The 25,689-nt window shown below is 41.4% G+C and carries 26 protein-coding genes; 23 read left to right on the top strand and 3 right to left on the bottom strand.

The annotated features are described in order from the left end of the window. From CD00_RS0110545 to CD00_RS18045, 13 genes are all read left to right on the top strand, one after another. Positions 1–834, top strand: a complete 834-nt coding sequence (locus CD00_RS0110545) for an acetyl-CoA carboxylase carboxyltransferase subunit beta (RefSeq protein WP_026655944.1) — start codon at positions 1–3, stop codon at positions 832–834. Between the two features lie 22 nt (positions 835–856). Then, positions 857–1,612 (top strand): carboxyltransferase subunit alpha, encoded by a 756-nt coding sequence (gene accA / locus CD00_RS0110540; protein WP_026655943.1) that lies wholly within the window; start codon positions 857–859, stop codon positions 1,610–1,612. 8 nt (positions 1,613–1,620) lie between these two features. Beyond that, a complete protein-coding gene (locus CD00_RS0110535) occupies positions 1,621–3,279 on the top strand; it encodes an AMP-binding protein (protein WP_026655942.1) in 1,659 nt (552 codons plus the stop codon). Between the two features lie 178 nt (positions 3,280–3,457). After that, on the top strand, positions 3,458–3,829 hold the full coding sequence (locus CD00_RS0110530) for a response regulator (RefSeq protein ID WP_026655941.1): 372 nt from the start codon (positions 3,458–3,460) through the stop codon (positions 3,827–3,829). Between the two features lie 172 nt (positions 3,830–4,001). Continuing rightward, positions 4,002–4,406, top strand: a complete 405-nt coding sequence (locus CD00_RS0110525; protein ID WP_026655940.1) for an amino acid-binding protein — start codon at positions 4,002–4,004, stop codon at positions 4,404–4,406. Positions 4,407–4,500: 94 nt separating this feature from the next. Continuing rightward, positions 4,501–5,139 (top strand): hypothetical protein, encoded by a 639-nt coding sequence (locus tag CD00_RS0110520; protein ID WP_026655939.1) that lies wholly within the window; start codon positions 4,501–4,503, stop codon positions 5,137–5,139. Between the two features lie 1,003 nt (positions 5,140–6,142). Next, a complete protein-coding gene (locus CD00_RS0110510) occupies positions 6,143–7,024 on the top strand; it encodes a hypothetical protein (RefSeq protein ID WP_026655938.1) in 882 nt (293 codons plus the stop codon). An 89-nt stretch (positions 7,025–7,113) separates the two neighbouring features. Then, complete coding sequence (locus CD00_RS0110505) at positions 7,114–7,791, top strand: response regulator transcription factor (RefSeq protein WP_026655937.1); 678 nt, start codon at positions 7,114–7,116, stop codon at positions 7,789–7,791. Further along, positions 7,785–8,111, top strand: a complete 327-nt coding sequence (locus tag CD00_RS19375) for a hypothetical protein (RefSeq protein ID WP_051594160.1) — start codon at positions 7,785–7,787, stop codon at positions 8,109–8,111. The genes CD00_RS0110505 and CD00_RS19375 overlap by 7 nt, the downstream gene beginning before the upstream one ends. 16 nt (positions 8,112–8,127) lie before the next feature. Further along, the gene (locus tag CD00_RS18050) at positions 8,128–9,075 is read left to right on the top strand and encodes a sensor histidine kinase (protein ID WP_051594159.1); all 948 of its coding nucleotides are present in this window, start codon (positions 8,128–8,130) and stop codon (positions 9,073–9,075) included. A 117-nt stretch (positions 9,076–9,192) separates the two neighbouring features. Continuing rightward, complete coding sequence (locus CD00_RS0110495; RefSeq protein WP_330370400.1) at positions 9,193–9,879, top strand: polyphosphate polymerase domain-containing protein; 687 nt, start codon at positions 9,193–9,195, stop codon at positions 9,877–9,879. A gap of 45 nt (positions 9,880–9,924) precedes the next feature. Further along, positions 9,925–10,596: a DUF4956 domain-containing protein gene (locus tag CD00_RS0110490; RefSeq protein ID WP_026655935.1), complete on the top strand. Its 672-nt coding sequence runs from the start codon at positions 9,925–9,927 to the stop codon at positions 10,594–10,596. A 22-nt stretch (positions 10,597–10,618) separates the two neighbouring features. Further along, positions 10,619–12,367 (top strand): CotH kinase family protein, encoded by a 1,749-nt coding sequence (locus tag CD00_RS18045; RefSeq protein ID WP_051594158.1) that lies wholly within the window; start codon positions 10,619–10,621, stop codon positions 12,365–12,367. A 55-nt stretch (positions 12,368–12,422) separates the two neighbouring features. On the opposite strand, the gene CD00_RS0110480 is transcribed toward CD00_RS18045, so the two are convergent. Next, entirely contained in the window at positions 12,423–12,995 is a 573-nt protein-coding gene (locus CD00_RS0110480) for a rhomboid family intramembrane serine protease (protein WP_026655934.1), read from the bottom strand. 144 nt (positions 12,996–13,139) lie between these two features. Here CD00_RS0110480 and CD00_RS0110475 point away from each other — a divergent pair, with 144 nt between their 5' ends. The 3 genes from CD00_RS0110475 to CD00_RS0110465 all read left to right on the top strand — a co-directional run bounded on the left by CD00_RS0110475 (position 13,140) and on the right by CD00_RS0110465 (position 16,824). Continuing rightward, a complete protein-coding gene (locus CD00_RS0110475; protein ID WP_026655933.1) occupies positions 13,140–14,393 on the top strand; it encodes a DUF2130 domain-containing protein in 1,254 nt (417 codons plus the stop codon). 52 nt (positions 14,394–14,445) lie between these two features. Next, positions 14,446–15,801 carry an MATE family efflux transporter gene (locus tag CD00_RS0110470; protein ID WP_026655932.1) on the top strand — a complete coding sequence of 452 codons (1,356 nt, stop codon included), beginning with the start codon at positions 14,446–14,448 and terminating at the stop codon, positions 15,799–15,801. Between the two features lie 75 nt (positions 15,802–15,876). Then, on the top strand, positions 15,877–16,824 hold the full coding sequence (locus tag CD00_RS0110465) for an NmrA family NAD(P)-binding protein (protein WP_026655931.1): 948 nt from the start codon (positions 15,877–15,879) through the stop codon (positions 16,822–16,824). A 270-nt stretch (positions 16,825–17,094) separates the two neighbouring features. Here CD00_RS0110465 and CD00_RS0110460 read toward each other — a convergent pair whose 3' ends face one another. Further along, positions 17,095–17,652, bottom strand: coding sequence for a phosphatase PAP2 family protein (locus CD00_RS0110460; RefSeq protein WP_034462075.1), 558 nt, complete (start codon positions 17,650–17,652; stop codon positions 17,095–17,097). Positions 17,653–18,271: 619 nt separating this feature from the next. Between CD00_RS0110460 and ltrA the strand changes: the two genes are divergently transcribed. Continuing rightward, the gene (gene ltrA / locus CD00_RS0110455; protein WP_026655929.1) at positions 18,272–19,666 is read left to right on the top strand and encodes a group II intron reverse transcriptase/maturase; all 1,395 of its coding nucleotides are present in this window, start codon (positions 18,272–18,274) and stop codon (positions 19,664–19,666) included. Between the two features lie 86 nt (positions 19,667–19,752). Here ltrA and CD00_RS18040 read toward each other — a convergent pair whose 3' ends face one another. Next, positions 19,753–20,208 (bottom strand): phosphatase PAP2 family protein, encoded by a 456-nt coding sequence (locus CD00_RS18040; RefSeq protein WP_242838959.1) that lies wholly within the window; start codon positions 20,206–20,208, stop codon positions 19,753–19,755. Positions 20,209–20,540: 332 nt separating this feature from the next. Here CD00_RS18040 and CD00_RS0110445 point away from each other — a divergent pair, with 332 nt between their 5' ends. The 6 genes from CD00_RS0110445 (at position 20,541) to CD00_RS0110420 (ending at position 25,686) form a co-directional block, all read left to right on the top strand. Next, positions 20,541–21,530, top strand: a complete 990-nt coding sequence (locus tag CD00_RS0110445) for a guanosine polyphosphate pyrophosphohydrolase (protein WP_026655928.1) — start codon at positions 20,541–20,543, stop codon at positions 21,528–21,530. Between the two features lie 415 nt (positions 21,531–21,945). Beyond that, positions 21,946–22,674, top strand: coding sequence for an amino acid ABC transporter ATP-binding protein (locus tag CD00_RS0110440; RefSeq protein WP_330370398.1), 729 nt, complete (start codon positions 21,946–21,948; stop codon positions 22,672–22,674). An 18-nt stretch (positions 22,675–22,692) separates the two neighbouring features. Beyond that, on the top strand, positions 22,693–23,592 hold the full coding sequence (locus CD00_RS0110435; RefSeq protein WP_026655926.1) for a transporter substrate-binding domain-containing protein: 900 nt from the start codon (positions 22,693–22,695) through the stop codon (positions 23,590–23,592). 37 nt (positions 23,593–23,629) lie between these two features. Continuing rightward, entirely contained in the window at positions 23,630–24,346 is a 717-nt protein-coding gene (locus CD00_RS0110430) for an amino acid ABC transporter permease (RefSeq protein ID WP_026655925.1), read from the top strand. A gap of 1 nt (position 24,347) precedes the next feature. Then, positions 24,348–25,085, top strand: coding sequence for an amino acid ABC transporter permease (locus CD00_RS0110425; RefSeq protein WP_026655924.1), 738 nt, complete (start codon positions 24,348–24,350; stop codon positions 25,083–25,085). A 7-nt stretch (positions 25,086–25,092) separates the two neighbouring features. Then, on the top strand, positions 25,093–25,686 hold the full coding sequence (locus CD00_RS0110420) for a cytidylate kinase-like family protein (RefSeq protein ID WP_026655923.1): 594 nt from the start codon (positions 25,093–25,095) through the stop codon (positions 25,684–25,686). Positions 25,687–25,689 lie beyond the last annotated feature (3 nt).

Genomic DNA, 25,689 nt, shown 5'->3' with positions numbered 1-25,689 from the left:
ATGGAATTAAAAAGTCTTTTTTTAAAAGCAAATAATGAGCTTGAATATGGCGATGTTAAGCCGAAAAGCAGAAAAGTAACCTGTAAGAGATGCCAGAAAGAGACAGCCGTAGCCAAGATTAGAAAAAACAATTTCGTATGTCCGAACTGCGGGCACTACTTTCCCGTAAGAGCAAGGCGCAGAATACTGATGCTCGCGGATAAAAGAAGTTTTGTGGAATTATTCGGAGATCTTGAGTCAAAGAATATTCTTGATTTCCCCGAGTATGACAGTAAGTTGCAGGCAGCCAGGGAAAAGAGCCGTGAAAATGAAGGCGTTATCTGCGGTGTTGCAACGATTGGCGGCTACAGAACATGCATTTTTGCAATGGATGCAAACTTCATGATGGGGTCAATGGGAGCGGTTGTCGGAGAGCGCATTACAAGTCTTTTTGAATATGCTACCGAAAAGAGCCTTCCCGTTATTGGAGTTACAGTCTCCGGCGGAGCAAGAATGCAGGAAGGAATGCTTTCTCTTATGCAGATGTCTAAGGTTTCCGCGGCGGTTAAAAGACATAACAATGCGGGAAATCTGTATATAAATCTTTTGACCAATCCTACGACGGGAGGAGTGGATGCGAGCTTTGCGATGCTTGCGGACATAACGCTTGCAGAGCCCGGAGCAAGGATAGGATTTGCAGGCCCCCGTGTTATTGAGAAGACTCTTAACAGAGCGCTTCCCAAGGGCTTCCAGAAAGCAGAAAGAGTTCTGGAATGCGGATTTATAGATGACATTGTAACAAGAGATAAGCAAAGGGATTACCTTGAAAAGATACTTAAGATTCACAACTGCTAAAGAAGAATACAAGAGGGCAGATATGAGAGATTATGATATCGTGCTCGGTGCACGAAGTGACAACCGGTACACGGCGGTTGATTATATGAACGCCGTTATCGGTGATTTTATTGAATTTCACGGTGACAGATACTTTGGTGATGACGGAGCCGTTATCGCAGGTATAGGAATGATAAAAGACATGCCTGTGACAGTTATCGGAATTGAAAAAGGTAAGAATACCGAAGACAGGATAGCTCATAACTTTGGAAGCGCTCATCCCGAAGGCTACAGAAAGGCCTTGAGACTCATGAAGCAGGCGGAAAAGTTTCACAGACCGATAGTGTGCTTTATAGATACTGCCGGTGCTTTTTGCGGCGTAGATGCGGAAGAACGCGGCCAGGGAAGAGCAATTGCCGAGAATCTGTATGAAATGTCTGACCTGCGTACACCAATCTTATCGGTAGTTATCGGAGAAGGTGGAAGCGGAGGCGCACTTGCTCTTTCACATGCGGACAGAATATGGATGCTGGAGGATGCGTATTTTAGCGTGGTATCACCTGAGAGTTGCGCGAATATCTTATGGAAAAGTACGGAAAAAGCAGATGTGGTCGCGGATGCGCTTTATCTTACGGCCGAGAAGCTGTACAAACTGGGACTTATAGATAAGATTTGTAGCAATGATTCTTTTGAGAACTTAGAAAACGATATATATTCGGAGCTTAAGAAATTGTTGGCTACGGATATTGATACACTTACCGATGAAAGATATGAAAAATTCAGAAGAGTCGGATATTAGAGGCAAAGATGATTAACATATATCAAAAATACTATAAGGAAAAATGCGATAAAGACGGAAATATAGTAAGTATTGAAACAAGTTTTGATGACAATTTCAATTTCGCTTATGATGTGATAGACAAATTTGCCGAAGAATGTCCGGATAAACTTGCTATGGTGCACAGAAGCATGGATGGCAGGGATACGAGATTTACTTTCGGTGATCTTAAAAGACTTACCAATAAAGCTGCAAATGCTCTTAAATCGCTTGGAATAAAGCGAGGGGATCCTGTAATGCTCCTTCTAAAAAGAAGATATGAGTTCTGGATCAGCATTCTTGCGATTCATAAGCTTGGAGCAATAGCTATACCTACGTCACATATGGTATCTTCCGAGGATATTAAAGAGAGAATTAATATCTCTGGAGCAAAGGCCGTGATCTGTGTTAATTCAGAGCAGATCTGTGATAAAGTGGAACGCGCCGTTTCAGGGCATGATGTCATTCAGATTGTAGTTGGAGACAGCTATAAGGATACAATCTCTTTTGCGGGAATCATGGAAGAAGCTTCTGAGGAACTTGACAGAATAAGTACCGATGTAAATGACAATATGCTTTACTATTTTACGTCAGGTACAAGCGGTGCGCCAAAGGCGGTAATACATGACTTTTCATATCCGATAGCACATATCTACACGGCTAAATGCTGGCACGGTGTGGAATATGACGGACTGCACCTTACGGTTGCCGATTCAGGGTGGGCTAAGTCTGCATGGGGCAAGCTGTATGGCCAGTGGTTTATAGGAACAGCCATAATGGTCTATGACTATGAGCAGTTCTATGCCGCAGATCTGCTGAAGCTTATCGCTGAGGAAAAGATATGCACGTTCTGTGCTCCGCCTACTATTTATAAGTATCTTATTCTGGAAGATATTTCCAGGTACGATCTTAGCAATTTAAAAAATGCGACAACTGCCGGCGAGCCGATGCCTGAAGAAGTAGCGGAAAAGTTTTTTGACATGACGGGAATCCGCATTCGCGAAGGGTTCGGCCAGACTGAAACCGCGCTACAGATATGCACACCTGTAGGCAAAGAGCAGATAAAGGGCTCCATCGGTGTATCGTCTCCTTTATATAAGGTAACTTTGGTCGATGAGGATAATAAACCTGTTGCTGCAGGTGAAGAGGGCGAGATAGTCATAATTCCCGAAGGGGACAAAAGACCTATAGGCATTTTTAAGGGATACCTCGGTGATGAGGCATTATATAAGGAAGTTTGGCACGGTGGCGTTTATCATACAAAGGATAAAGCTATCATGGATGAAAGCGGACATTTCTTTTTCCTGGGAAGAAATGACGATGTCATTAAATCAAGCGGCTACCGTATAGGACCTTCCGAAGTAGAGGACGTTATAATGTGCCACCCTGCGGTATTTGAGTGCGCTGTTACGGGATTTCCTTCAAAGAACAGAGGCGCCGTTGTAAAAGCGAGCATTATCCTCAAAGATGGCGTTGAAGATACAGGCAAGCTCGGAACTGAGATTCAGGAATTCGTAAAAAAGCGTGTTGCGATATACAAGTATCCCAGGATAATCAAATTCGTAGACGAATTACCGAGAACAAGCAGCGGAAAGATAAGCAGAGCCCGCATAAGACAGGCGGATTTAGCCAGACTCAACAAAAAATAAGCTGAAAAATCGTGCTATATTTATCAATATTTTATTTGAAATATATACGTTTTTGTAGACATAATATATATATGATATAGGTGACGAAAGTCATGGAGCAATCCGTATATCATATGATATAGGTGTCAAAAGTCAAATCGTGCCAATTCGTTGATGTTTCAAATAAGGAGACCACGTTATGAAGAAGGTATTGATAGCAGATGATACAGCATTATTCAGAGAGATGATAAAGAATGCGCTTAGCTCCGAAGAATATCATATTGTAGGCGAAGCCGTTACCGGGGACGAAGCAGTCGATATGTATAAAGAAAAGAATCCCGATCTTATGGTTCTTGACATAAACATGCCTAAGATGAACGGGATAGATGCATTGGTCGCTGTGAGGGAATACGATCCAAAAGCACGTGTTATCATGTGTTCCGATCAGAAATATGAAGGAATGATAGTCCTGGCAATAAAAAAGGGAGCAAAAGACTTTATCGTTAAGCCGTTTAATACTTCGGATGTTTTGAGAGCGGTGAACAAAGCTTTTGAAGAGGGCGAAGGTTAATAAATTTACGATAAGCGAGGCTATATAATGCTTGTAGCCTCGCTTTTCTTATTATATGATAGCGAAATGTTTTTTCAGTGAATACGAGGAGTGAAGGAGTTCTTTTACACTGGACAATAATAAAGTGCAATGTTAGAATACATGCATAATCAAGCAGAAGAGGAGCAATTATATGTTAAAGCAAATATCTATCTATGCAGAAAATAAAAAAGGATGCTTACAGAATGTTACAGGTATTCTTTGCAGAAACGGAATCAATATTCTTGGATCGGTAACCAATGATTCTGCAGAATATGGAATAATAAGAATGGTTGTTTCAGATCCCGAAAAGAGCATCGAAGTACTCAGCAGCGCAGGCTACATTTGCAAGACAACTCCTGTTCTTGCCGTTGAGTGTCAGGATGAAGTCGGATCTTTGGACAAGATCTTAAAGACCTTATTTGACAGCAATATAAACGTAAATTACACATATCTTTCTTTTAACCGTGATTCAGGTCTTCCTATTATGGTGATCCATACAGACGACATTGCACAGGTTGAAAACATCCTTATTAATAGAGGCTATAATTGCATCTGATATAAGATATAAATTATAATGGTATTGTAAGTAAATATGGTAATAAGATTTAGGTTGTTTTGTTGTTTGCCGATGGGCTCATAGGAGGGTACGCATGCAAGGATACAAAAAACTTGAATACACCGGAAATACTGACGTAATTCTTCGTTATACAAAGGGACATTTCATAACCCCTAATTCCCATGTTAATTACTATATCGATCTTTGTGATACCAAAGCAAGAATGAAAGAGGCTCGTGCGGCCGGTGAATCGCTTGCTGAGATGTACATGTCTTCCGATGTTATCGATACGATCCTGTGTCTTGACGGAATGGAAGTGGTTGGCTCATACATGGCCAATAAGCTTACCGAGGCAGGAATATTATCCATGAATTCCCATAAGTCCATGTACATTACGGCACCCGAATATAATGTCAACGGTCAGATGATGTTCCGTGAGAATAATCAGCACATGATAAATGAAAAAAAGGTGCTTATCCTGATCGATTCAGCAACTACAGGAAAAACTTTAAAGAGCGCACTGGAGTCCATTAGATTTTATAAAGGGGAAATTGTGGGTATATCAGCAATTTTCTCTGTAGCTACCCAGATAGAGAATATTCCGATCCGCGCATTATTCACGATGCGCGATCTTCCCGATTACTCAACTGCATCGCAGGATTCATGTCCGTTGTGCAAAAACGGAGTTCCCGTCGATGCCATCTGCAACGGATTTGGATATTCAACGCTGTAATAAAACTGGCTGTAGCACTATGTGTTGCAGCCTTTTATAACGCTCGGAATCAAAGTCATATGTTCGGAAAGTTCTAGGTTTAATTTCATCGTATGGCTATAAGGCGGATTTTCGCAGTATTTGCGTATGTTGCTATATTCAAGAGCAATAAAAAGACTAAGCTTTTCATTCTGTTTTCGCTCCAACTGTTTGAGCCCATTCTTGGGCGAGTTTTGGAGCGAAGAATGAAAAACTTAGTTTTTTTTGCCTTGAATATCAACATATGCAACAACAAGAAAATCCGCCTTATAGCCATACGATGAAGCCTAAAGCTGTAAAACTTTCCGAACATATGACTTTGATTTCGGGCTGGCTATGATAACTCTATATAACACAAAAGGGGCTGAAACAGCCCCTTATATTATGCGTTATTCTCTTTTTCTTCTTCGAGTTTTTTAATAAGCTTATCTATTTCTTCTTGTGATAACATAGTAGAACTATTACTTACTTCTGCCATTCCAATCCCTCTTTTCTCAAATTTAAAACAAAAAAACCAATCGATATATTTATATCACACGATTAATCATAAAGAAATCGAATTAATAAAACTTTCAATTTTTCCACAAATGAACTAATTAGTTAATGGGATTTGTGATTTCTTTTTGGACAATTTGCTGATTGGAATGAAATAATATTTCTGAGAATAACTTGAAAAAGAGCAAAGGATAAATATCATTAATAAAGCAGACCTATCAGATTCATCCCATAACTTCTGATAGGTCATTTTTTATTCCTATTTATATCATAGTATTAGCTTATTCTTCAATATACACAACCGGTTTAACGAGGCCTCTCGGCTTTTCTTTCATGGTACAGAAGGCTTCTTTGATTTTGCGAATCCGTGAAATTTGTAGTTGAGAAGTATGCCAGGGGGGATATGAACGTTCTGAATCATTTTGACCATTTCTGCAATACGCCATATTATTGTCTATAGATGTTTAACGAGCTAGAGATTGGAGTACTGATGAATAAGAGAAGAATTTTGGCGCTGATGATTGTTTTGCTCATGGCTTCTGCAGCCGGGTGTGGAAAGGATGAGGTAAATATCGAGTCCGGTGAGGAAAGCACAAGTTCAGAAGCCTCGGTGGAAGTTGTATCCGGTGCTTCTGTCGATTCGGCAGAAGAAGACAGTGCAAGCGTTTTGGATAGTTCAGAAGATTATTGGTCCAAGCTTTACAGTGAGGCAAAAGAATGCCCTAATGCCGCTAATTTTGAAGGAAAATGGTATGGCGGAGAGCACTCGTCTTATAGCGGGGAGATTACAATAACAGATCAGAGCGAAAAAGGATTTCACTTTTCGGGTTTCTTTTATTATTACCTTCACACAGGGGAGATAGAAGGAGACGCGCTTTTTGTAAAAGATAATGTTGCGGTCTACAAGTATACCGAAGCGGAAGATGAATATCTGAGCTTTGAAATGGACGGTGATACCGTGCATGTCAAGCAGGTAGGATTACTCGGTTTGGGGATGAACGTGTGGGCCGGCAGAGATTATACACGAGATAAGAAAGCATTTATAAATGATGACATACTGAATAAAGCTTATACAGAGTCGCAATTATCTGAGATCAAAAAGCTTATTGGAGACGACGAGTTGTATGAGGATTACTTTAAGTTTGGAACGGAAATCGGGGCGGTCGGTTATAAGGATACCGAGACTAAATCCGGTGAGAAATGCAGATTTGTAGATTGCCTTGTTCCGACCTATGGTACGGAGTATGCTGCTGTGCTTATGGATAACGGAAAGATATATTTGAAGCTTAAGGTCTATGGCACTTGCGACAAGCTATATACAAACGATTCCGCATATACCGGAGAAGATGTACCTGAAACGGTTAGTGAGTGATGTCTCGTATCTTTGACCTTTTTCCATTTGCATCATATTATTAATTTATAGATGTTTTAAAGATGTAAAAACGTTTAATGAGGGCGTATATGAGAATTTTGATTGCAGAGGATGAGGTTGCAACGGCGAAAGCGCTTAAACTCCTGATGGAGAAAGCGATGTACTCCGTGGATATTGTGCATAACGGAGATGATGCGTGGGATTACATACAAGAGGGTTCGTATGAAGTGATCGTGCTTGATATTATGATGCCGGGAAAAAGCGGGCTTGAAGTTCTGTCGCTCATAAGGCAGAACGGAATCAGGACGCCTGTCCTGCTCCTTACATCAAAGGCTGAGATTGAAGACAGAGTGGCAGGGCTTGAAGCGGGAGCCGATGATTACCTGCCTAAACCATTTGCTACGAGTGAACTGATTGCAAGGGTTAAGGCGCTGGGGCGCCGCAGTGAGAACTACAACGATTCTGTTCAGAGTATAGGAAACATAATTCTTGACAGTAATAAGTACGAAATAAGTGTAGGAAAAAAGAGCATCAAGCTTACAAACAAGGAGTTTCAACTTATTGAACTTTTTATTCTTCATCCGGGACAGGTCTTTTCAACGGAGCATTTGATGGAAAAGATATGGGGCTATGATACGGAATCTGACGTAGATGTGGTATGGACTACCATAGGATATGTTCGAAAGAAGTTAAGGCAGATCAAGGCAAATGTGGAAATAAAGACAATGCGTGGCATCGGATATGCACTGGAGGTGACCTCATGCTGAAAAGAATGCGTTACCGCGTGATAATTGCAGCAATGGCTGCTTTTTTTGCAGTAATACTTATGGTTGCCTTTCTTGTTAATCTGATTAATTACACTGTTGTTACAAAAAGGCTTGATGAAACAATTTTGGCCATTCATGAATTTGAGGCCGGAAAGTCGCCGGTACCGGATTCCGGAATGAATAACGGGCAACCGGTGCCTGGCGGAAATCCACCAAGCCCTGATGGGAATCCACCGGGACCGCCGCCGGATGGCCCTTTTAGAGGTTCACCCGATGCGGAAGCCGGTTATATGACGCGTTTTTTTTATTGCGCGACTTGACGGTAACGGCAATGTCATGTCCACATCGCTTGATTTTGTCGCTTCAGTCGATGCTTCGGGAGCAAAGCAGCTTGCAGAACAAGTCTATTTGGATAAAAAAGAACGTGGATATAAAAATGAATTCAGATTTGGAAAAGTAAAGTATAGAGATTCTACAGTAATCGTTTTTCTTAATTCCACGCGAGAGCTGCAATTTATGCATACTTTAAGGACACTGACGATTGCGGTTTCCGGTGTAAGTCTCTTACTTGTATTTATATTGGTAGTTCTTTTCTCAAACAGGGCGATACGCCCTATTGCAAACAATATCAGAAGGCAGAAGCAGTTTATTACGGATGCAAGCCATGAACTGAAAACTCCGCTTACGTCCATAAGTACAAGTCTGGATGTCCTTAGCATGGAACATGAAGGAGATGAGTGGATAGATAATATAAGGAAGCAGACGGGGAGAATGAGTAAGCTTGTGAGCGAACTTGTACAGCTCTCCAGGCTTGATGAAGATATTCCGCTTCCCGACAAGGAACATCTGTCCTTAAGTTCGGCCGCATGGGAGATAGCTGAGGTGTTTGAAGTTCAGTCCAAGGCAAGTGAAAAGAATTTTTCTGTGGATATTCAGGATGATGTGAATATTTACGGAGATAAGTCGGCGATTCATCAGATGCTGTCGGTGCTTTTAGATAACGCGATAAGGTATTCCGATGCAAACGGAGATATTAGGTTAAGTGTTTACAAAAAGAAAAACAGAGCGGTGATCGAGGTTTTTAACACCTGTGAACTTAGTACGATACCGGATACTGAAAAACTGTTTGACCGTTTTTACAGACCCGACTTGTCAAGAAGTACTGAGACGGGAGGTACAGGTGTCGGACTTGCGATTGCTAAGGCGGCGGCAGAAGTTCATGGCGGCACAATAAGTGCAGAGTGTCCGAGCGGCAAAACAATGACAATAAAAGTTATAATCTGATCTACTTGAAAAAGAGAAGTCGAAAAAGGACTTCTCTTTTTTTATTGTTTTTCAGGTTCATTTCAGGTTGGGAATTTATTATGGCTTCAAGACGATAAGGAAGGGAGAAAAAGGATAGTGGAAAAGCATTACAGACATGAGCTCAAGTACAGTATTTCTTATTCTGAGTACATAGCGATGCGAAACCGTCTCAGAAATATAATGATCTCCGATCCGCATACGGATTCAACAGGCCTTTATCAGATAAGGAGCATTTATTTTGATAACAGCGATGACAAAGCGCTGCGGGAGAAGATAGACGGCATACAGAAACGTGAGAAATTTCGTATCAGGTATTACAATGATGATTTTTCTTTTATAACACTTGAAAAGAAAATGAAGATTAATGACCTGTGCCTTAAATATGACGCGAGGATTGCTGAGAGCGAGTGCAGAAAGATACTTGAAGGTGACCTTGAATTTATGAAAGACAGCCCACATGAGCTGGTAAAAGAACTATATGCAAAGATGCGATATCAAAGGCTCGTTCCGAGGGTTCTGGTGTCATATGTACGTGAACCGTATATATACAAGGCAGGAAATGTCAGGGTTACATTTGATTCGAAGATAAGAACATCTCTATATAATCGAGAATTTCTTATAAAGGATGTCAAAGACATAAGTGCGACGGATAACCCGGAGGATATGATACTGGAAGTAAAATACGATGCGTTCTTGCCGTCGGTGATACAAGACCTGATACAGGTTAATAACATAACCAGACAGGCATTTTCAAAATACGGCGTATGCCGGAGATTCGGATAAAAAATTGAGATACAATAATCTGTTCATTTGAAGGAGGAAGAAATAATGTCATTTAACGATATTTTTAAATCAAACTTTTTGGAGAGCGTAACACAGTTTTCCGTTGTAGATACATTGATGGGAATGGCCTTTGCACTGGCGATTGGATTGTTCATCTTTTTAATCTATAAAAAGACATTTAGCGGAGTTATGTATTCCACGGGCTTTGCAATGACTCTTGTAGGACTTGCGCTTGTGACCAACCTTGTGATCATGGCGGTTACATCAAATGTTGTTCTTTCACTCGGCATGGTCGGAGCACTTTCAATCGTGCGTTTCCGTACAGCAATAAAAGAGCCCATGGAAATAGTATTTTTGTTTTGGGCGCTTGCGGCAGGTATAGTGGTCGGAGCCGGAATGATTCCCCTTGCAGTGGTCGGATCCGCAATAATCGGGATTATTCTTGCTTTGTTTGCAAATAAAAAGGTTTCAAATGTGCCATACATACTTATCGTAGATTGTTACGATGAGAGGGCTGAAGAAAAGGCATACGGCATTATAAAAAAAGAAACGAGTAAGTATATCGTTAAATCTAAGACCGTTACCGACGATGGAATCGAGTTTACAGTCGAGATACGTACAAAAGATGCGGCAACAGGTTTTGTTAATCGGGTAAATGATGTTGATGGTGTATCGAGTGCTACGCTTGTTGCATTTAACGGCGAGTACATGAGTTAAAGATCGATAGGAGGATCCTGTTATGGTTACAAACAAGCATATTAATAAGATTGTGGTGATCATCATGGCCATGGCTGTAGTGATATGCGTGCTTGCCGGAATAGTCATGGGACGAAGTGATAAATATACTGCAAATGCAAACATTTTAATGGAATACCCAAGCAAGCTTTTTGATACAAATGAAGTTATAAGCGTAAACATCAAGATGGACGAAGAAGAATGGAATGAGATGTTGGAAAATGCAATGTCCGAGGAATATTACTCCTGTGATGTCGAGATATGTGGAACGACATTTAAGAATGTTGCTATACGTCCAAAAGGAAATACATCTCTTTCATCGGTAGCAAGGGATCCTGATACCGACAGATACAGTTTTAAGCTGGAATTTGGTCATTTTATGGAAGGGCAGACATGCTTTGGACTTGATAAGCTTATTCTCAATAATAACTACGCTGACGCCACCAATATGAAAGAGGCGATCGTATATGACATGTTCAACTTTATCGGAGCAGCATCACCGCTGTACAATTACGCATCGATATCACTAAACGGTGAGTACAAGGGCGTATATCTTGCATTGGAAGCAGTTGAAGAGAGCTTTTTGCTAAGAAACTACGGAACCCGTAACGGAGAGCTATATAAGCCCGAAAGTATGGGAATGGGCGGCGGAAGCGATAATAAACCCAAATCTGAACAGGGAGCAAAATCGCAGCAAGGTTCGGGAGGCGGAAAGCCACCGTTTGGTGTAGACGGCAAGCCGGATCATGGCGATTTTAATCCGCAGGATAAGCCTGACATGGAGGGCGATACCCCCGGAGCACCTCCACAAATGCCTGACATGGAAGGCTTTGATCCTGCCAATATGCCATCACCTCCCGGTATGGAAGGTGATAATTCCGACAATCATCCAACACCACCTGACGGTATGGAAGGTGGCGGTCCTATGATGGGCAATGGCGGCGCTAATCTGAATTATATTGATGACGATCTTGACAGTTATTCTACAATATGGGACGGCGAGATAACAGATACGGCAGACAACGATCACAGAAGAGTGGTTAAGGCACTTAAGAATATAAGCGAAGGAAATGACATAGAGAAATATCTTGATGTAGACAATATCCTTAAATATATGGCTGTGCACACTTTTGTGGTAAATATGGACAGTCTGTCAGGAAATATGGCGCATAACTATTACCTTTATGAGCATGACGGACAACTTAATCTTTTCCCGTGGGATTATAATCTCTCGTTTGGAGGAATGTCAGCCATGGGAAGAGGCGGAGAAGACAGCGATAAAGGAACTGAGATGGTAAATGATGCGATAGATACTCCATTTTCGGGAACCGACTTTTTTGATACATTATTGGAAAATGAGGAATATCTTGAAAAGTATCACGAGTATCTGAGAAAACTAACAGAAGAATATGTTGACGGAGGAAGATTCGAAGAAACCTATAACAGGATAGGAAGCCAAATAGATGCACTTGTTAAAGAAGATCCGACAGCGTTTTACAGCTATGATGAGTATAAGACGGCATGTGAAACATTGTATAAAGCGGTGAAGCTAAGAGCTGAAAGCATCAAGGGGCAGCTTGACGGAACGATACCTTCTACGGATGAAGAGCAGAAGCAAGATTCAGCTGCACTTATCGACGGTTCTGAAATTGATGTCAGCGCTATGGGAGCTCATAGCGGGGGGAAAAAAGAAGGCAATCCGGAATCTCAGGATAACAATTCCGTGAAGCATTCAAAGAAAAAAAGTGGATAATAAAAAGGGAAACGTTTCAAAACGGCGTTTCCCTTTTTACAGCATTGAGCCTTTTTTAATAATAATCGTCTCTGTTAAGATGATATCCGATGATGGCACCGATGACACCACCTATGATATGTGACAGGTTTGATATATCGTCCTGAAGAAACAATCCGTCATGAATCTGTTGCCCGAGGAAAACGACAGTAACCAGTATAAATGTCAGCGGAATGTCTCCTTGTCTGAAATTTGTAAATGACGTAAGGAGGATAAAGGCAAATACAACTCCGCTGGCGCCGCACAAAGCTACATTTTCAAATAGGATGTAGTTTACTATTCCTGTAAAGAGTGCGGTTATTACAATTATCTGAAGTATTGGCTTAGATCCGTATTTTTCCTCAAGCAAGGGACCGAGCAATAATAGATAGGAGGCGTTACTGATGTAATGTTCCCAACCGCTGTGTCCAAGTACGTGTGTAAAAAATCTGATGTAAGTAAGCGGATCGGTAAGTGGTGACCTGTAGGTCATAAACAGGAGCTGGTCAGAAAAGCCGTTTGTAAAGGCGCTCAGCTCCAATACGCCAAAACTTAGCAACATAAATCCCAAAACTACCGGGGAATTAAATGTAATTCTTAATCTTCGCATAGAAACCTCACTTTTTTTCTAATGCCTCTATAATAGCACATTTCCTTAATAACTTTGACCTTTTTAATTTCGCATTTTATTATTGATATATACGTTTTTGGGGGAAGAGCATTCTACAGGTGCATCTTCCGGAGAGGAGCAGAAATGGCAGAACTTAAGTGCCCGCATTGCGGACAGGCTTTTACGGTTGACGATACGGAACTTGGTTCCATTATGAAGCAGATAAGAGATAAAGAATTTGAAAAAGATCTTTCGAGCCGTGTTTCCGAGCTTGAAAGACATTATAGAGAGAAGCATGAGCTTGAGCTTGCGGCAAAAGAGAACGAGATCATCTTAAAGAGCAAAGCTCAGTATGAGAAGGAAAAAGAGGATCATCAAAAGGAACTTGATGACCTTAGAGCGCAGCTTAATAAGGCTCTTGAAGAGAAGAGTCTTCTTTCCATGGAAGTTAAAGGCGCTGAGGACAAGACAAAACTTGCCGTTCTTGAAGCCGTAAGAAAAGTGGAAACAGAGAAGAACGAGCTTGCCAATGCTCTTAACGATGAGAAACATGAACTTGAAAATGCCCTTAATCAGGAAAAAGAAAAGGGCAAGATCCTTCTTGAGCAGAAAGAGAAAGAAGTTGAGTTCTATAAAGATTTAAAGACCAAGATGTCAACAAAGATGGTCGGCGAGACGCTTGAGCAGCACTGCGAGATACAGTTTAACCAGCTTCGTGCGACTGCTTTCAGAAATGCATATTTTGAAAAAGATAATGATGCAAGAAGCGGAAGTAAGGGCGATTATATCTACAGAGAGTGTGATGAGAACGGCGTTGAGATAATCTCTATAATGTTCGAGATGAAGAACGAGATGGATGAGACCGCGACTAAGCATAAGAACGAGGACTTTTTTAAAGAACTTGATAAGGACCGCAAGGAGAAAAACTGCGAGTATGCTGTTCTGGTATCTCTTCTTGAGAGTGACAGTGAACTCTACAATGCCGGAATTGTTGATGTTTCATACAAATATGACAAGATGTACGTTGTAAGGCCGCAGTGCTTTATTCCTATCATTACGCTTCTTAGGAATGCCGCGTTCACAGCGCTTGAATACAAGCAGGAGCTTCAGCTTGTCCGCAATCAGGATATTGATATTTCAAACTTTGAAGACAGTCTGATGAAGTTCAAAAATGATTTTTCAAGAAATTATGAGATAGCACACAATCATTTTGACAAGGCTATCGATGAAATAGATAAGACTATTCAGCACCTTGAGAAGGTGAAAAAAGAACTTCTCGGTTCCGACAATCAGCTCAGGATTGCAAACAGCAAGGTTGATGATGTCAGCGTAAAGAAGCTTACGCGAGGCAATCCGACCATGAAGGCGAAGTTCGAAGAAGCAAAAGGTGTGCTATAATGTTTTTTGCTGCACTTATTGCAGGAAATAATTTATATCGGAGCTAATTTAAATGTCTACTCAAAACAGAAGAGAATACTTTACCACAACACCTATACCGAAGCTTATTATGACATTATCTTTTCCAACCATAATAAGCATGCTGGTTACGGGAATTTATAACACGGCTGATACGTTCTTTGTATCGAGAGTTTCAAGCAATCCTGAAGTAAATACCGCAGCTACCGCGTCTGTAGGACTTGTTTTTACCGTTATGGCGATTATTCAGGCAGCAGGATTCTTTTGCGGACACGGATCGGGAAACTATCTGTCAAGAATGCTTGGCGCCGAAAAGTATGAAGAAGCAGATGAGATGGCATCTACAGGTTTTGCACTGTCGATCATTCTCGGAATTGCTTTTGCTCTTATCGGAAATATTTTTCTGACCGATATTGCCGGTGCGCTTGGTGCAAAGAGTGCGCAGACTTTGACATTTACAAAGCAGTATATGAGGATCATATTGCTTGGCGCTCCGTTTATGATGGCGCAGTTTGTTATAAACAATCAGCTCAGATTCCAGGGAAGCGCATATTACGCAATGATCGGTCTTATGAGCGGTGCTGCGATGAATATGATACTCGATCCGCTTCTTATCATGGTATTTCACATGGAAGTTACGGGAGCTGCGATCGCAACGGTTATGGGACAGATTACAAGCTTTTTTGTCCTTCTAATCGGAACGACCAAGGGTGAAAATATAAAGCTTAATATTAAGAAGGTCAGACTTAACGGGCATTACCTCTTTGAGATAGCAAACGGAGGCGGACCTTCACTTGCAAGACAGGGACTTGCGGCTATAGCAACTCTCGTTCTTAACAGAACTGCGGGAAGCATAGGTGCTGATGCGGCAATTGCCGGAATGTCTGTTGCAACAAGAATCCTCATGCTTATGGTTTCGGCACTTATAGGATTTGGCCAGGGATATCAGCCCGTATGCTCGTTTAACTACGGCGCAGGACTTACGGCAAGGGTAAAAGAGGGATTCTTTTTCTGCCTTAAATATGCATCAATCTTCCTTTTGGGACTCGGAGCGGTATGTTTCTATTTTGCACCGAATCTGATATCTCTTTTCTCCAAGGACGCAGCTGCCGTGGAGGTTGGTGTAAAGGCGCTCAGATTCCAGTGCGCGACGCTGTTCTTATCAGGCCCTATTGTAATGAGTAATATGATGCTTCAGTCTATAGGAAAGGGAGTTAAGGCTTCAATTACGGCATCTGCGAGAAACGGTATCTGTTTCCTTCCAATGATACTGCTTCTTCCAAGGTTCTTTGGAATCACAGGAGTAGAGATTGCGCAGCCATGTGCCGATGTACTTTCTACGCTTATTGCGGTTCCGTTTGCATATTCGGAACTTAGAAAGTTTAAGTGATATAATATAAGGGTATATAAAGGCAAAAATTCAAAACGCCTATATCATAACAATTTCATAGAAGGAGGTATTTTCATGGGTAAACTGTTACTTACAGGTGTTGATGGAAATCTTGGCGCTGAGGCAGCGAGAGTGCTGCTGACATTGGAAGATAAGAGTAATCTTATATTCTGCGGCTACAGTGAAGATTCACTTAAGGGATTTGCAGCTCAGGGAGTTGAGACACATGTGACGGACTTTAACTATCCGGACGGGCTTGCGGAAGCATTTAAGGGTGCAGATGTTCTTGCTCTTATCTCTATGCCTTTTGTCGGTGAGAAGAGGCAGAGCGCCCATAAAAATGCTGTCGATGCGGCAAAAAAAGCGGGTGTAAAAAAGATTATCTACACATCCCTTGTAAATGCCGGTGATGAGACCAATCCTTCGATTGAAAAGCTTGATCATATCTACACTGAGAACTACATTAAGGGTGAAGGCCTTGATTATATATTCCTTCGTAATTCCCAGTACGCAGAGGCTATGATCACCAATTACTTTACATATGTACATGCGAATGCGCCTCTTACAAACAGCCAGGGCGACGGACTTATGGCATACATTTCAAGAAAAGACTGTGCTAAAGCCGTTGCTTACGCTCTTCACCGTGCATCCGAATATGATCATGCAACTCTCAATATCAATGGAAAAGAGCTGATGACGATCACTAAGTTTGTCGAGATTGGAAACAAAGAAACCGGCAACAACATAAGCTACAAGGCTGTTACAGATGAAGAGAATTACAAGATCTTTGATGCTATGGGAGTTCCGAGAACTACAGACGGTCTTTTCAAAAAAGGAAGCGAAGCGCCCTTCTCAAGCGATGGTATGGTAACATTTGCGCAGGCTATAAGAGAAGGCAAGATGGCCGTTCATACCGATGACTTCAAGAAACTTACAGGGGACGATCCCATTACTGTAGATTTCATGTTCGCTCACAGTGATGACTTCCAGATCGGTGAGAGACATTCGAAAGATAAGAAATAATTGAAAAAAGAGAGTACTTCTTGATTATGCGATATTTCCAAGAAGTACTCTTTGTTTTTGGGAAACTTAGTTTTCTACAGTCTGATAAACATCTTTCATCTTACTGTCTCTGATGAGGTAAAGTCCAAGCAATACCGATACAATGAGAATCAGAATTGTTAGTAATATTTGCTCGCTGAACAATTATTCCGGGAAGAGTAGATATCAGTATGAGTGCAAAAACGATGCCACCTAAATACTTTGTCAATCTTAAACTTGTTTTCATATTATTTATCCTTTATTTTTTTTTCTAAAAATATTGATGAGTGCGTCAATTATCAAAAAGCTCAGCACACCGCATAGAGCACCTGAAAGAATTCCGCTCAAAACATCCGTCGGCCAGTGAACAAAAAGATACAAACGGCTGAAAGCACCGAGAGAAGCAAAGACAAGAGCTGGAATTCCGAATTTCTTATTACTTAAGAATATTGCTGTCGCTAATGCAAAGAACCCGCTTGTATGTCCTGACGGAAAAGAATAACTGTTTGGGCAGTCAACTAATAATTTCACGCCCGGTTCCAGCCAGCATGGCCTGCATCTTGTGATAAGATGCTTTAATTCATTGTTTATGAGTATTTGTGAAATGAAAGAAGCAAGAAGCATTTGAAATCCGATTCGTCTTGTTTTTGGAAAGACAATCGATATAAGTATCAAAATCGTAATTATGGGACCTGAATTAGTGAAAAATAACATAATCGAATCTAATATCGGATTATGAATGCTTTGCAAAAAGTGTAGGAATCTAAGTTCCCAATCAAAATAAAAAACTGTACCTAAATCCTGTGGCATATTCTGTCTCCTTTAAATGCTATGACTGTCATACTATTATTATCGTACTACGTTTGACGTGGTATTCAATATGAATAGTAATATACTACAACAGTCAAAGTATGTCAACAGCTATTTTTAATAGTTCATATCATAGAAAAAAGCAAAGGTGCAGATTTGCTACCTTTGCTTTTATGGAGTGCGCCTAGCGGCGCACGTTTCTAACGGGTTAAAGTCCCGAATCCACCCGGTAGTGGGAAGGATATAGCCGAAGGCAAGGGTGTCCATCGTGAGATGGAATCTGAAGGAAGCTGGATATGAGGAACATACTAACTCATGGGCAAATCTCTGGTCTGACGAACAGAAATCTCATATAAGGTTATGCATGAGGGTGAGGCTGCTCCACAAGTCGAAGCCCAATAACTACACGGAATCATGCATGATAAATGAGGCAGATAGATGGAGAGGAAGAAACGTGTGGTACCTAGGGAGATCTGTTGCGATATGCCTTGAAAGAGGTAACCATTACCAAAGGTAATGCTGAACGCACAGAAGTCAGCAGAGGTCATAGTAGCCGAGAGGTGAAGGACCGAATCAATAGGAGTCTTAAGTATGACCGAGAAAGGAGGAATGACCATTAATGGCAGAAAACATTGAAATCAATGGCTGTTCGCAAAGAGATAGTGCGGAACATGAAGGGTATGCGAAAGCGCGTAGGTCATTCAATCGGATATGGAAAGAAAGAGACAGTGCACAGCCGAAACTCTTGGAAGCGATACTGTATAAAGACAACTTTAACAGAGCGTATAAGAGAGTAAAGGCAAACAAAGGAGCGCCAGGAATCGATGGCATGACTATCGAAGCGGCTCTTCCTTATCTTAAGGAACACCAGCAGGAGCTAACTGACCGCATATATCGTGGAAAGTACACTCCGTCGCCAGTTAGGCGAGTTGAGATTCCAAAACCAGATGGTGGTGTGCGCAAGCTTGGCATACCTACCGTGATAGACCGCACGCTTCAACAGGCAATAACTCAACAGTTAGTGCCAATCTATGAACCACTGTTTGCAGATGGAAGCTATGGCTACCGTCCTAACAGAGATGCAAAGGGAGCTATACTAAAAATTAAGGAGTACGCAGAACAAGGATACACATTCGCTGTGGTGCTTGACTTATCAAAGTACTTCGACACCCTGAATCATGAAATCCTTATAAATCTTCTTCGAAAGAATGTAAAGGATGAGCGTGTTGTACAGCTCATAAAGCGCTATCTGAAAAGTGGAGTAATGGAAAACGGAGTGGTCATCGAAACAGAGGAAGGTTCGCCGCAGGGGGGCAATTTATCACCACTACTTGCGAACATCTACCTCAACGAGTTCGACCAAGAGTTTCTAAAGAGAGGTGTTCCCTGCATCAGATATGCGGATGACATCGTGCTCCTTGCCAGAAGCAAAAGAGCGTCCGAAAGACTCTTAGAGAGCAGTACGAGATATCTTGAAGAGAAACTGAAACTCACGGTTAACCGCGAGAAAAGCCGTACTGTAAGTGTGTTTGCAATCCGAAATTTTAAATTTCTCGGCTTTGCATTGGGAAGGAACGGAGGTGGCATATATGTCCGAGTTCATACAAAGTCATGGAAAAAGTTCAAGTCAAGGCTGAGGGATTTATCTTCCCGTAAGTCCGCACAGTCCATCAAGCCGAGTCTCGAGAAAATCAAGGTATACGCCAGAGGTTGGCTTAACTACTATGGGATTGCCAGTATGAAGAACAACATAGATGACATCAACGGATGGCTCTATCACAGAATTCGCATGTGTATATGGAAGCAATGGAAACTACCGAGGACTAAATTTAGAAATCTCGTAAAGCTCGGAATTCCAGAACACTATGCGGCAACTATTGCGAACAGTCGCAGGAAGTATTGGTACGTTAGTAACAATAAGGCTGTGATTTGGGCGTTAAATAAAGAAAGACTGATAAACAGTGGCTTCTTTGATTTAGCCACAGCCTATCAGTCTGTGCACATCAACTATTGAAAGCGCCGTATACCGAACGGTACGTACGGTGTTGTGAGAGGACGGCGGTTAGTCACCGCCTTCTACTCGATTGTGAAATTATTTAATTATCTTCTTCGTTTTTTCTTTTTGAATAATCCTGCGAAAGGATTGGTAATCTTATAGCTGATCTTGCCGCTGACAAAACCTGTGATGATTCCGCCGACAACATCCGTCGGCCAGTGAACAAATAAGTACATACGACTGAACGCGACGATTGAAGCAAGCGCAAGAGCCGGAAGTCCGAGTTTCTTGTCTTTCAGATACAGTGCTGTCGCCATTGCAAAAAAAGCATTTGTATGTCCCGATGGGAAGGAATAATCGTGCGGAACAGGTATGAGCAGTGGCACGTTCGGTTCCAGCCAACAAGGTCTGCATCTCTTGACAAAAGGTTTTATACCTACGTTTACGATCAGTACAGAGATAACTACGGCAATTGCCATTTGAATGCCATATTTTCTGGTCTTTGGAATAATAATAAGAGCAAGTAAAAACAATGCGATAAGTATAGTTTTATCACCCAAACCGGTGAAAAAAAGCATTTTTTTGTCCAATTCCGGAGTGTGCATAGTTTGTAAATGGTGCAGGAATTCTAATTCCCAATTCATATAAAAAATATTGCCAATGTTTTCCGGCATAGTTCAAATTCCTTTCTTAACAGTTTCTTAACCATTATATTATTACGATAATACAAAAGTATTTCAACAGTCTTTGGTAAGTTATAGTATTGAGGTTGTAAATAATTATGTAATAGCAGATAGAATATGTTATTATATAAAAGAAAGCAAAGGCGCTTACAATTTCGTAGGTGACTTTGCTTTTTTTTTGGAGAAGAGCATTAAAAGAGGATGGGGAAATGATCACATTAAATGATTACTTATATTCAGGGGATACGGTACTAAAGATCTTGCAGCGATACTATGTGGATCTGAAAGAGGATGCGAAACATACTCAGAACAATATGGATAAGATTCATTGCAATTTTCTTTTGCGTCAGCTTGAACTTTTGCAGCATAACGATTTCCTGACATCGCAGTCGCAGAGGCTGAGAGAGTTCTATAAATATATGTCTGTTGAATATCCTTATCTTGCGTTTACGTTTAAGGGTAGGATCAAGTCCATAATAAGGGCCGAGCAGAAATTCAACGGAAATATTGTTGAGACTGTATGTGACTATTACAACAAGAATGGAAAATTTCCAAATGTTTGCGAGGTTAAGCAGCATATGGGGGCAATAAGGGATCTTATCGCGTACCGCATAGTTATATCCATGCCTTCATGTCATCTGGATGAAGGCGAAGACAGGGAAGAGGTGGAGTTAAAGTATCTGTATAAGATTGCAAATGAGCTACCCGGATTTTTGGAAGAAAATGGATTTACGGCAGAGATATACGGAATACCGGGATGTGAGCCGTCAGAGCTGATTGAGGAATCGCTCAGGCCGTATTATAGGGACTATATCAAGAATCCAAGCCCCTATGGTTACAAGTCTTTGCACATTACTTTTTATGATAATCAGTCGAGGTCGTATCTTGAAGTCCAGCTTCGTACAAAGCAGATGGACGATTACGCTGAGATAGGACCCGCGCATCATCTTGGATATGAAAAGAGGCAGGATAAGGAGCGAAGCAGAAGATACAAGATTCCTATGGGAGAGTGTGTATATTTTGATGAAGCCTATGAAAGGGGAATGAAACTGCAGGAGCTTGATCTTTCAAAAGTTGATGTGAATATGTTCGGGGCAGTTAATAATCAGCTTGTAAACGACGGTTGTGGCCTGTACAGAGGTAGACTCATCTTGCCGTTTGAGCATCTTTCGAGGTTTCAGAATGACATAATCGATTGAAAAAAATATTTGGCAAATGTCATTATAGTATTTTTAAGGCGACAGGATTTTTTTGTAAAAATTGACAGTTGCTAAACAAAAAATAATCTGTATACTTGTATACAAACAAGGGCGTTTTGATTCACTTAGTGTTTCAGAGCGCCTTTCTTCATAACAATTTTTCTGCAAAGATATAAGAGACAACGGTGTTTCGGTATTTTTATTTCCGAAGCGCCGTTCTTTTATATCATAGAAAAAATTTTTCTATGATATAAAAGATCGCTCCGCTGTGGATGCGCACCTCGCGGTTTGGAATATAATTGCGTTGCAATTCCGCTCAGGCACGAAAGAGTCGCATGCGACTCTTTACTCTTATATCTTTCCCTAAAAGGGGAGCTGAAAACGCTCAGAGATGGGCTTAGAAAGGTAACAAGCAATGGCAATGATCAAACTGGAAAATGTAAATAAAAATTTTGGCGATCTTCATGTTCTTAAGAATGTGAATCTCGAAGTTGCGGAGGGCGAAAAGCTGGTAATCATAGGACCTTCCGGCTCGGGAAAATCGACAACGGTACGCTGTATGAATTTTCTTGAGGTTCCAAGCAGCGGACATGTTTACATAAACGGAACGGAGCTTACGACCAAGAATAAGACAAAGGTTGTAAGGGACAACACTTCGATGGTGTTTCAGCAGTTCAATCTTTATCCGCATATGACGGTTCTGAAGAATCTGACACTTGCGCCCATAAAGCTTCAGCATAAGTCAAGGAAAGAGGCCGAGGAACTTGCTTATCATTACCTTGATATAGTCGGACTTAAAGATAAGGCGGATGTTTATCCTACAACACTTTCCGGCGGGCAGCAGCAGAGAATAGCAATAGCAAGGGCTTTGTGTTCACAGAGTAAAATCATTCTTTTTGACGAACCCACATCGGCGCTTGATCCTGAGACAATTCAGGAAGTATTGGATGTAATGATAAAGCTGGCAAAAGAAAATATAACGATGGTAGTTGTAACCCATGAAATGGGATTTGCAAGACAGGTAGCTGACAGAGTGATATTCATGGAAGACGGACAGATTATAGAGTCCGGAACTCCGGAGCACTTTTTCAATAATCCCGAAAGCGACAGAGTAAAACAGTTTTTGGGAAAGATAATCAGGTAATATCAGGAGGAAGCAGTTATGAAAAGAAAAATTTTGAGCATTGTATTTGCAGGTATTATGAGCTTGATGCTCGTTGCATGCGGAGGCGAGAGTACAGGTGAAACAAGTGAGACATCAAGTGATACCACGGCGTCTCCTGCATCAGACAGTTCATCCGGTGAGAGTGCTTCGGAAGATGTACAGGCAATTATTGACAGAGGAGTTTTGAAAGTCGGAGTAAAGAACGCGGTAATGGGATTTGGTTTTGAGGATCCGCTTACAGGCGAGTATTCGGGACTTGAGATAGAACTTGCTAAAGCACTTGCCGATAAGCTTGGGGTAGAGGTTGAGTTTACGGCAGTTACGGCGGCTACAAGAACAGAGCTTCTTGATTCGGGAGATATTGATTGTGTACTTGCTACATTTACCATCACCGATGAGAGAAAAGAGAGCTGGGATTTCACAACACCTTATTATACGGATCATGTAACCGTGCTTGTCGAGGATGCAAAGGGAATAAAGACACTTGACGATCTTATGGACAAAAAAGTAGGCGTATCATCCGGTTCAACATCAGCAAAATCACTTGTAAAAGCAATGATCGAAAAAGGTCTTATAAGCGGCGACGGATTTGATGAAGAGAGTTTTGATCCCGCGACATGGACAACGGGAGTTAAGTTCCAGCAGTATGATGACTATCCGACTATTTCAACAGCACTTAGCGCAGGTGAAATTGATGCGTTCTGCGTAGATAAGTCCATTCTTGCTATTTATAAGACAGAAGGAAGATCGTATATCGATGCGGAATTTGCACCTCAGGAATACGGCATTGCCACAACAAAAGGTTCGGGATTGTCAAAGACAGCAGAGGAACTTATTACTGAGAAATTAGCGGACGGAACTATCGATAAGCTCATTTCCGAGAACGGACTTGATTAAAAGAACCGACTAAAGTAAGAAACATTGGAGGACCGGTATGTCAGGATTATTTTCTCCGAGAGCATGGAGCAAAATATGGCTTTATAAAGATACATTCATGCTTGGATTTTTAAATACTATAAAAACAGCATTTGTTGCACTTTTGATCGCGCTTGCACTTGGTATTGTCTTTGGACTCATGGCAACGAGCGGAAAGAAGATACTAAAGGCAATAAGCAGGATGTATGTGGAGGTGATTCAGAACACACCGGTTCTGTTACAGATGTGCTTTTTGTACTACGCTCTTGCATTTTCGGGACACAGCCCCGGAATAATTGTGACCGGTTTCCTTGCACTTGGTATATACACAGGTGCGTATATGGCAGAAGTTATAAGGACGGGAATAGAATCTGTACCTAAAGGACAGTTTGAAGCTGCACAGGCGCAGGGATTCGGATATGCTGCCCAGATGTTTTACATTATAATTCCTCAGAGTATAAAGGTGATCTTGCCTCCGATGACAAACGTAGTTGTAAATATGATAAAGAATACGTCTTGTCTTTACATAGTCGGCGGTGCAGATCTTCTTTCTCTTACATACAGTTTTGTTACGGGAGAAAACACAGGCGGTTCATATGCTCCCGCATATATTGTATGCGGCGCGATTTTCTTTTTAATCTGCTTCCCATTGTCATCTTTTGCATCAATGTGGGAAACATCGCTTAAAAAGAGAGACAGCAAAGTATTCCAAAACGGCAGACCGAAGGAGGCATGACATGGATACATTAGGAAACAGTTTTTCAATGCTAAAAAATCCTGCAATATTAAAATTCATAATGCAAGGCGTGCTCTTTACCATGATCATCTCGGTAGCTGCGGTCCTTTTCAGCATAGTTATCGGAACGGGACTGGCACTTCTTAGAAACTATTGCACAAATAAAAAGACAGGAATACTTAAGGTGCTTTCTGTCATATACATTGAGCTGTTCAGAAATACTCCGCTTTTGTTCTGGATATTTATATGCGTTGTCTTTTGCCCTGTTCCCGGATTTGCAAATAAGCAGATGTTTGGGCTTTCGTCGGTAAATAACAAGCTTTTGTTCAAAGCTACCGTGGCGCTTATTTTGTATACGTCGGGTGTTATTGCGGAGATTGTAAGAGGAGGTCTTAACTCGGTTGCAAGCGGACAGGTTGAAGCCGGGTATTCACAGGGATTTTCGATGATTCAGATATTGTGGTATATAGTGCTTCCTCAGACTTTCAGATCGATCATTCCGACGCTTTTAAGCCAGGTCATAACCACCATTAAAGACAGCTCATTCCTTGCAAATGTGGCGGTCATAGAACTTATGGCAAGGACAAAACAGGTGCTGTCATCGGCAAATAGATACAACGGCCTAAACGCGATCAATGTCTCGGATGTATTTGTCCTGTTCGGAGTTGCGGCAGCTATTTATTTTGTTATAAATTTCAGTATTTCCATGACGGTAAGGAACATGCAGAAAGCAAGGTAAGATGATTATGGATAAATATGTTATTACAATTTCAAGGCAATTTGGTGCACTCGGAAGAACAATAGCCCAGCACATGGCGATGGAACTGGGAATAGATTATTTTGACAGGGACATTGTCGAGGAGACAGCGCTGCGCATGGGGCTTCCCGTCTCGGAGATAAGCAAGGAAGAGGAGCGCGCGGGAGGTTTTTTTGCAGAAAAAAGATATCCTCTCGGCATGGGACCTGTGAGTATGCAGGAAGAACTTTTTCTTATCCAGAGCAATATAATCAAAGACTTTGCGGCGATGCAATCATGTATAATTGTAGGAAGATGCGGAGATTATTGCCTCAGAAATGCAGACAGGGCGCTACATGTATATGTTTATTCTCCCTATGAAAAGAGGCTTGAGAATTGTACATCGATTCTGGGGATGGATGAAAAGACCGCACGTGATATGATAAAAGATGTGGATAAGGCGCGCGACAATTACAGGAAAAAATACTGTAAAGATATGGCGGGTGTCTTTGACAACAGAGATATATGTATAGATTCGAGTAAATTCGGAGCTGAAGCTACAGCCAAGATTCTATGCGGCATAGCAAGGAGTGTTTTTAAATAAAAA

The organism is Butyrivibrio sp. AE3003, from assembly GCF_000686065.1.
GTDB lineage: Bacteria > Bacillota > Clostridia > Lachnospirales > Lachnospiraceae > Butyrivibrio > Butyrivibrio hungatei_A.
This window is presented reverse-complemented; position numbering and strand designations above follow the sequence as displayed.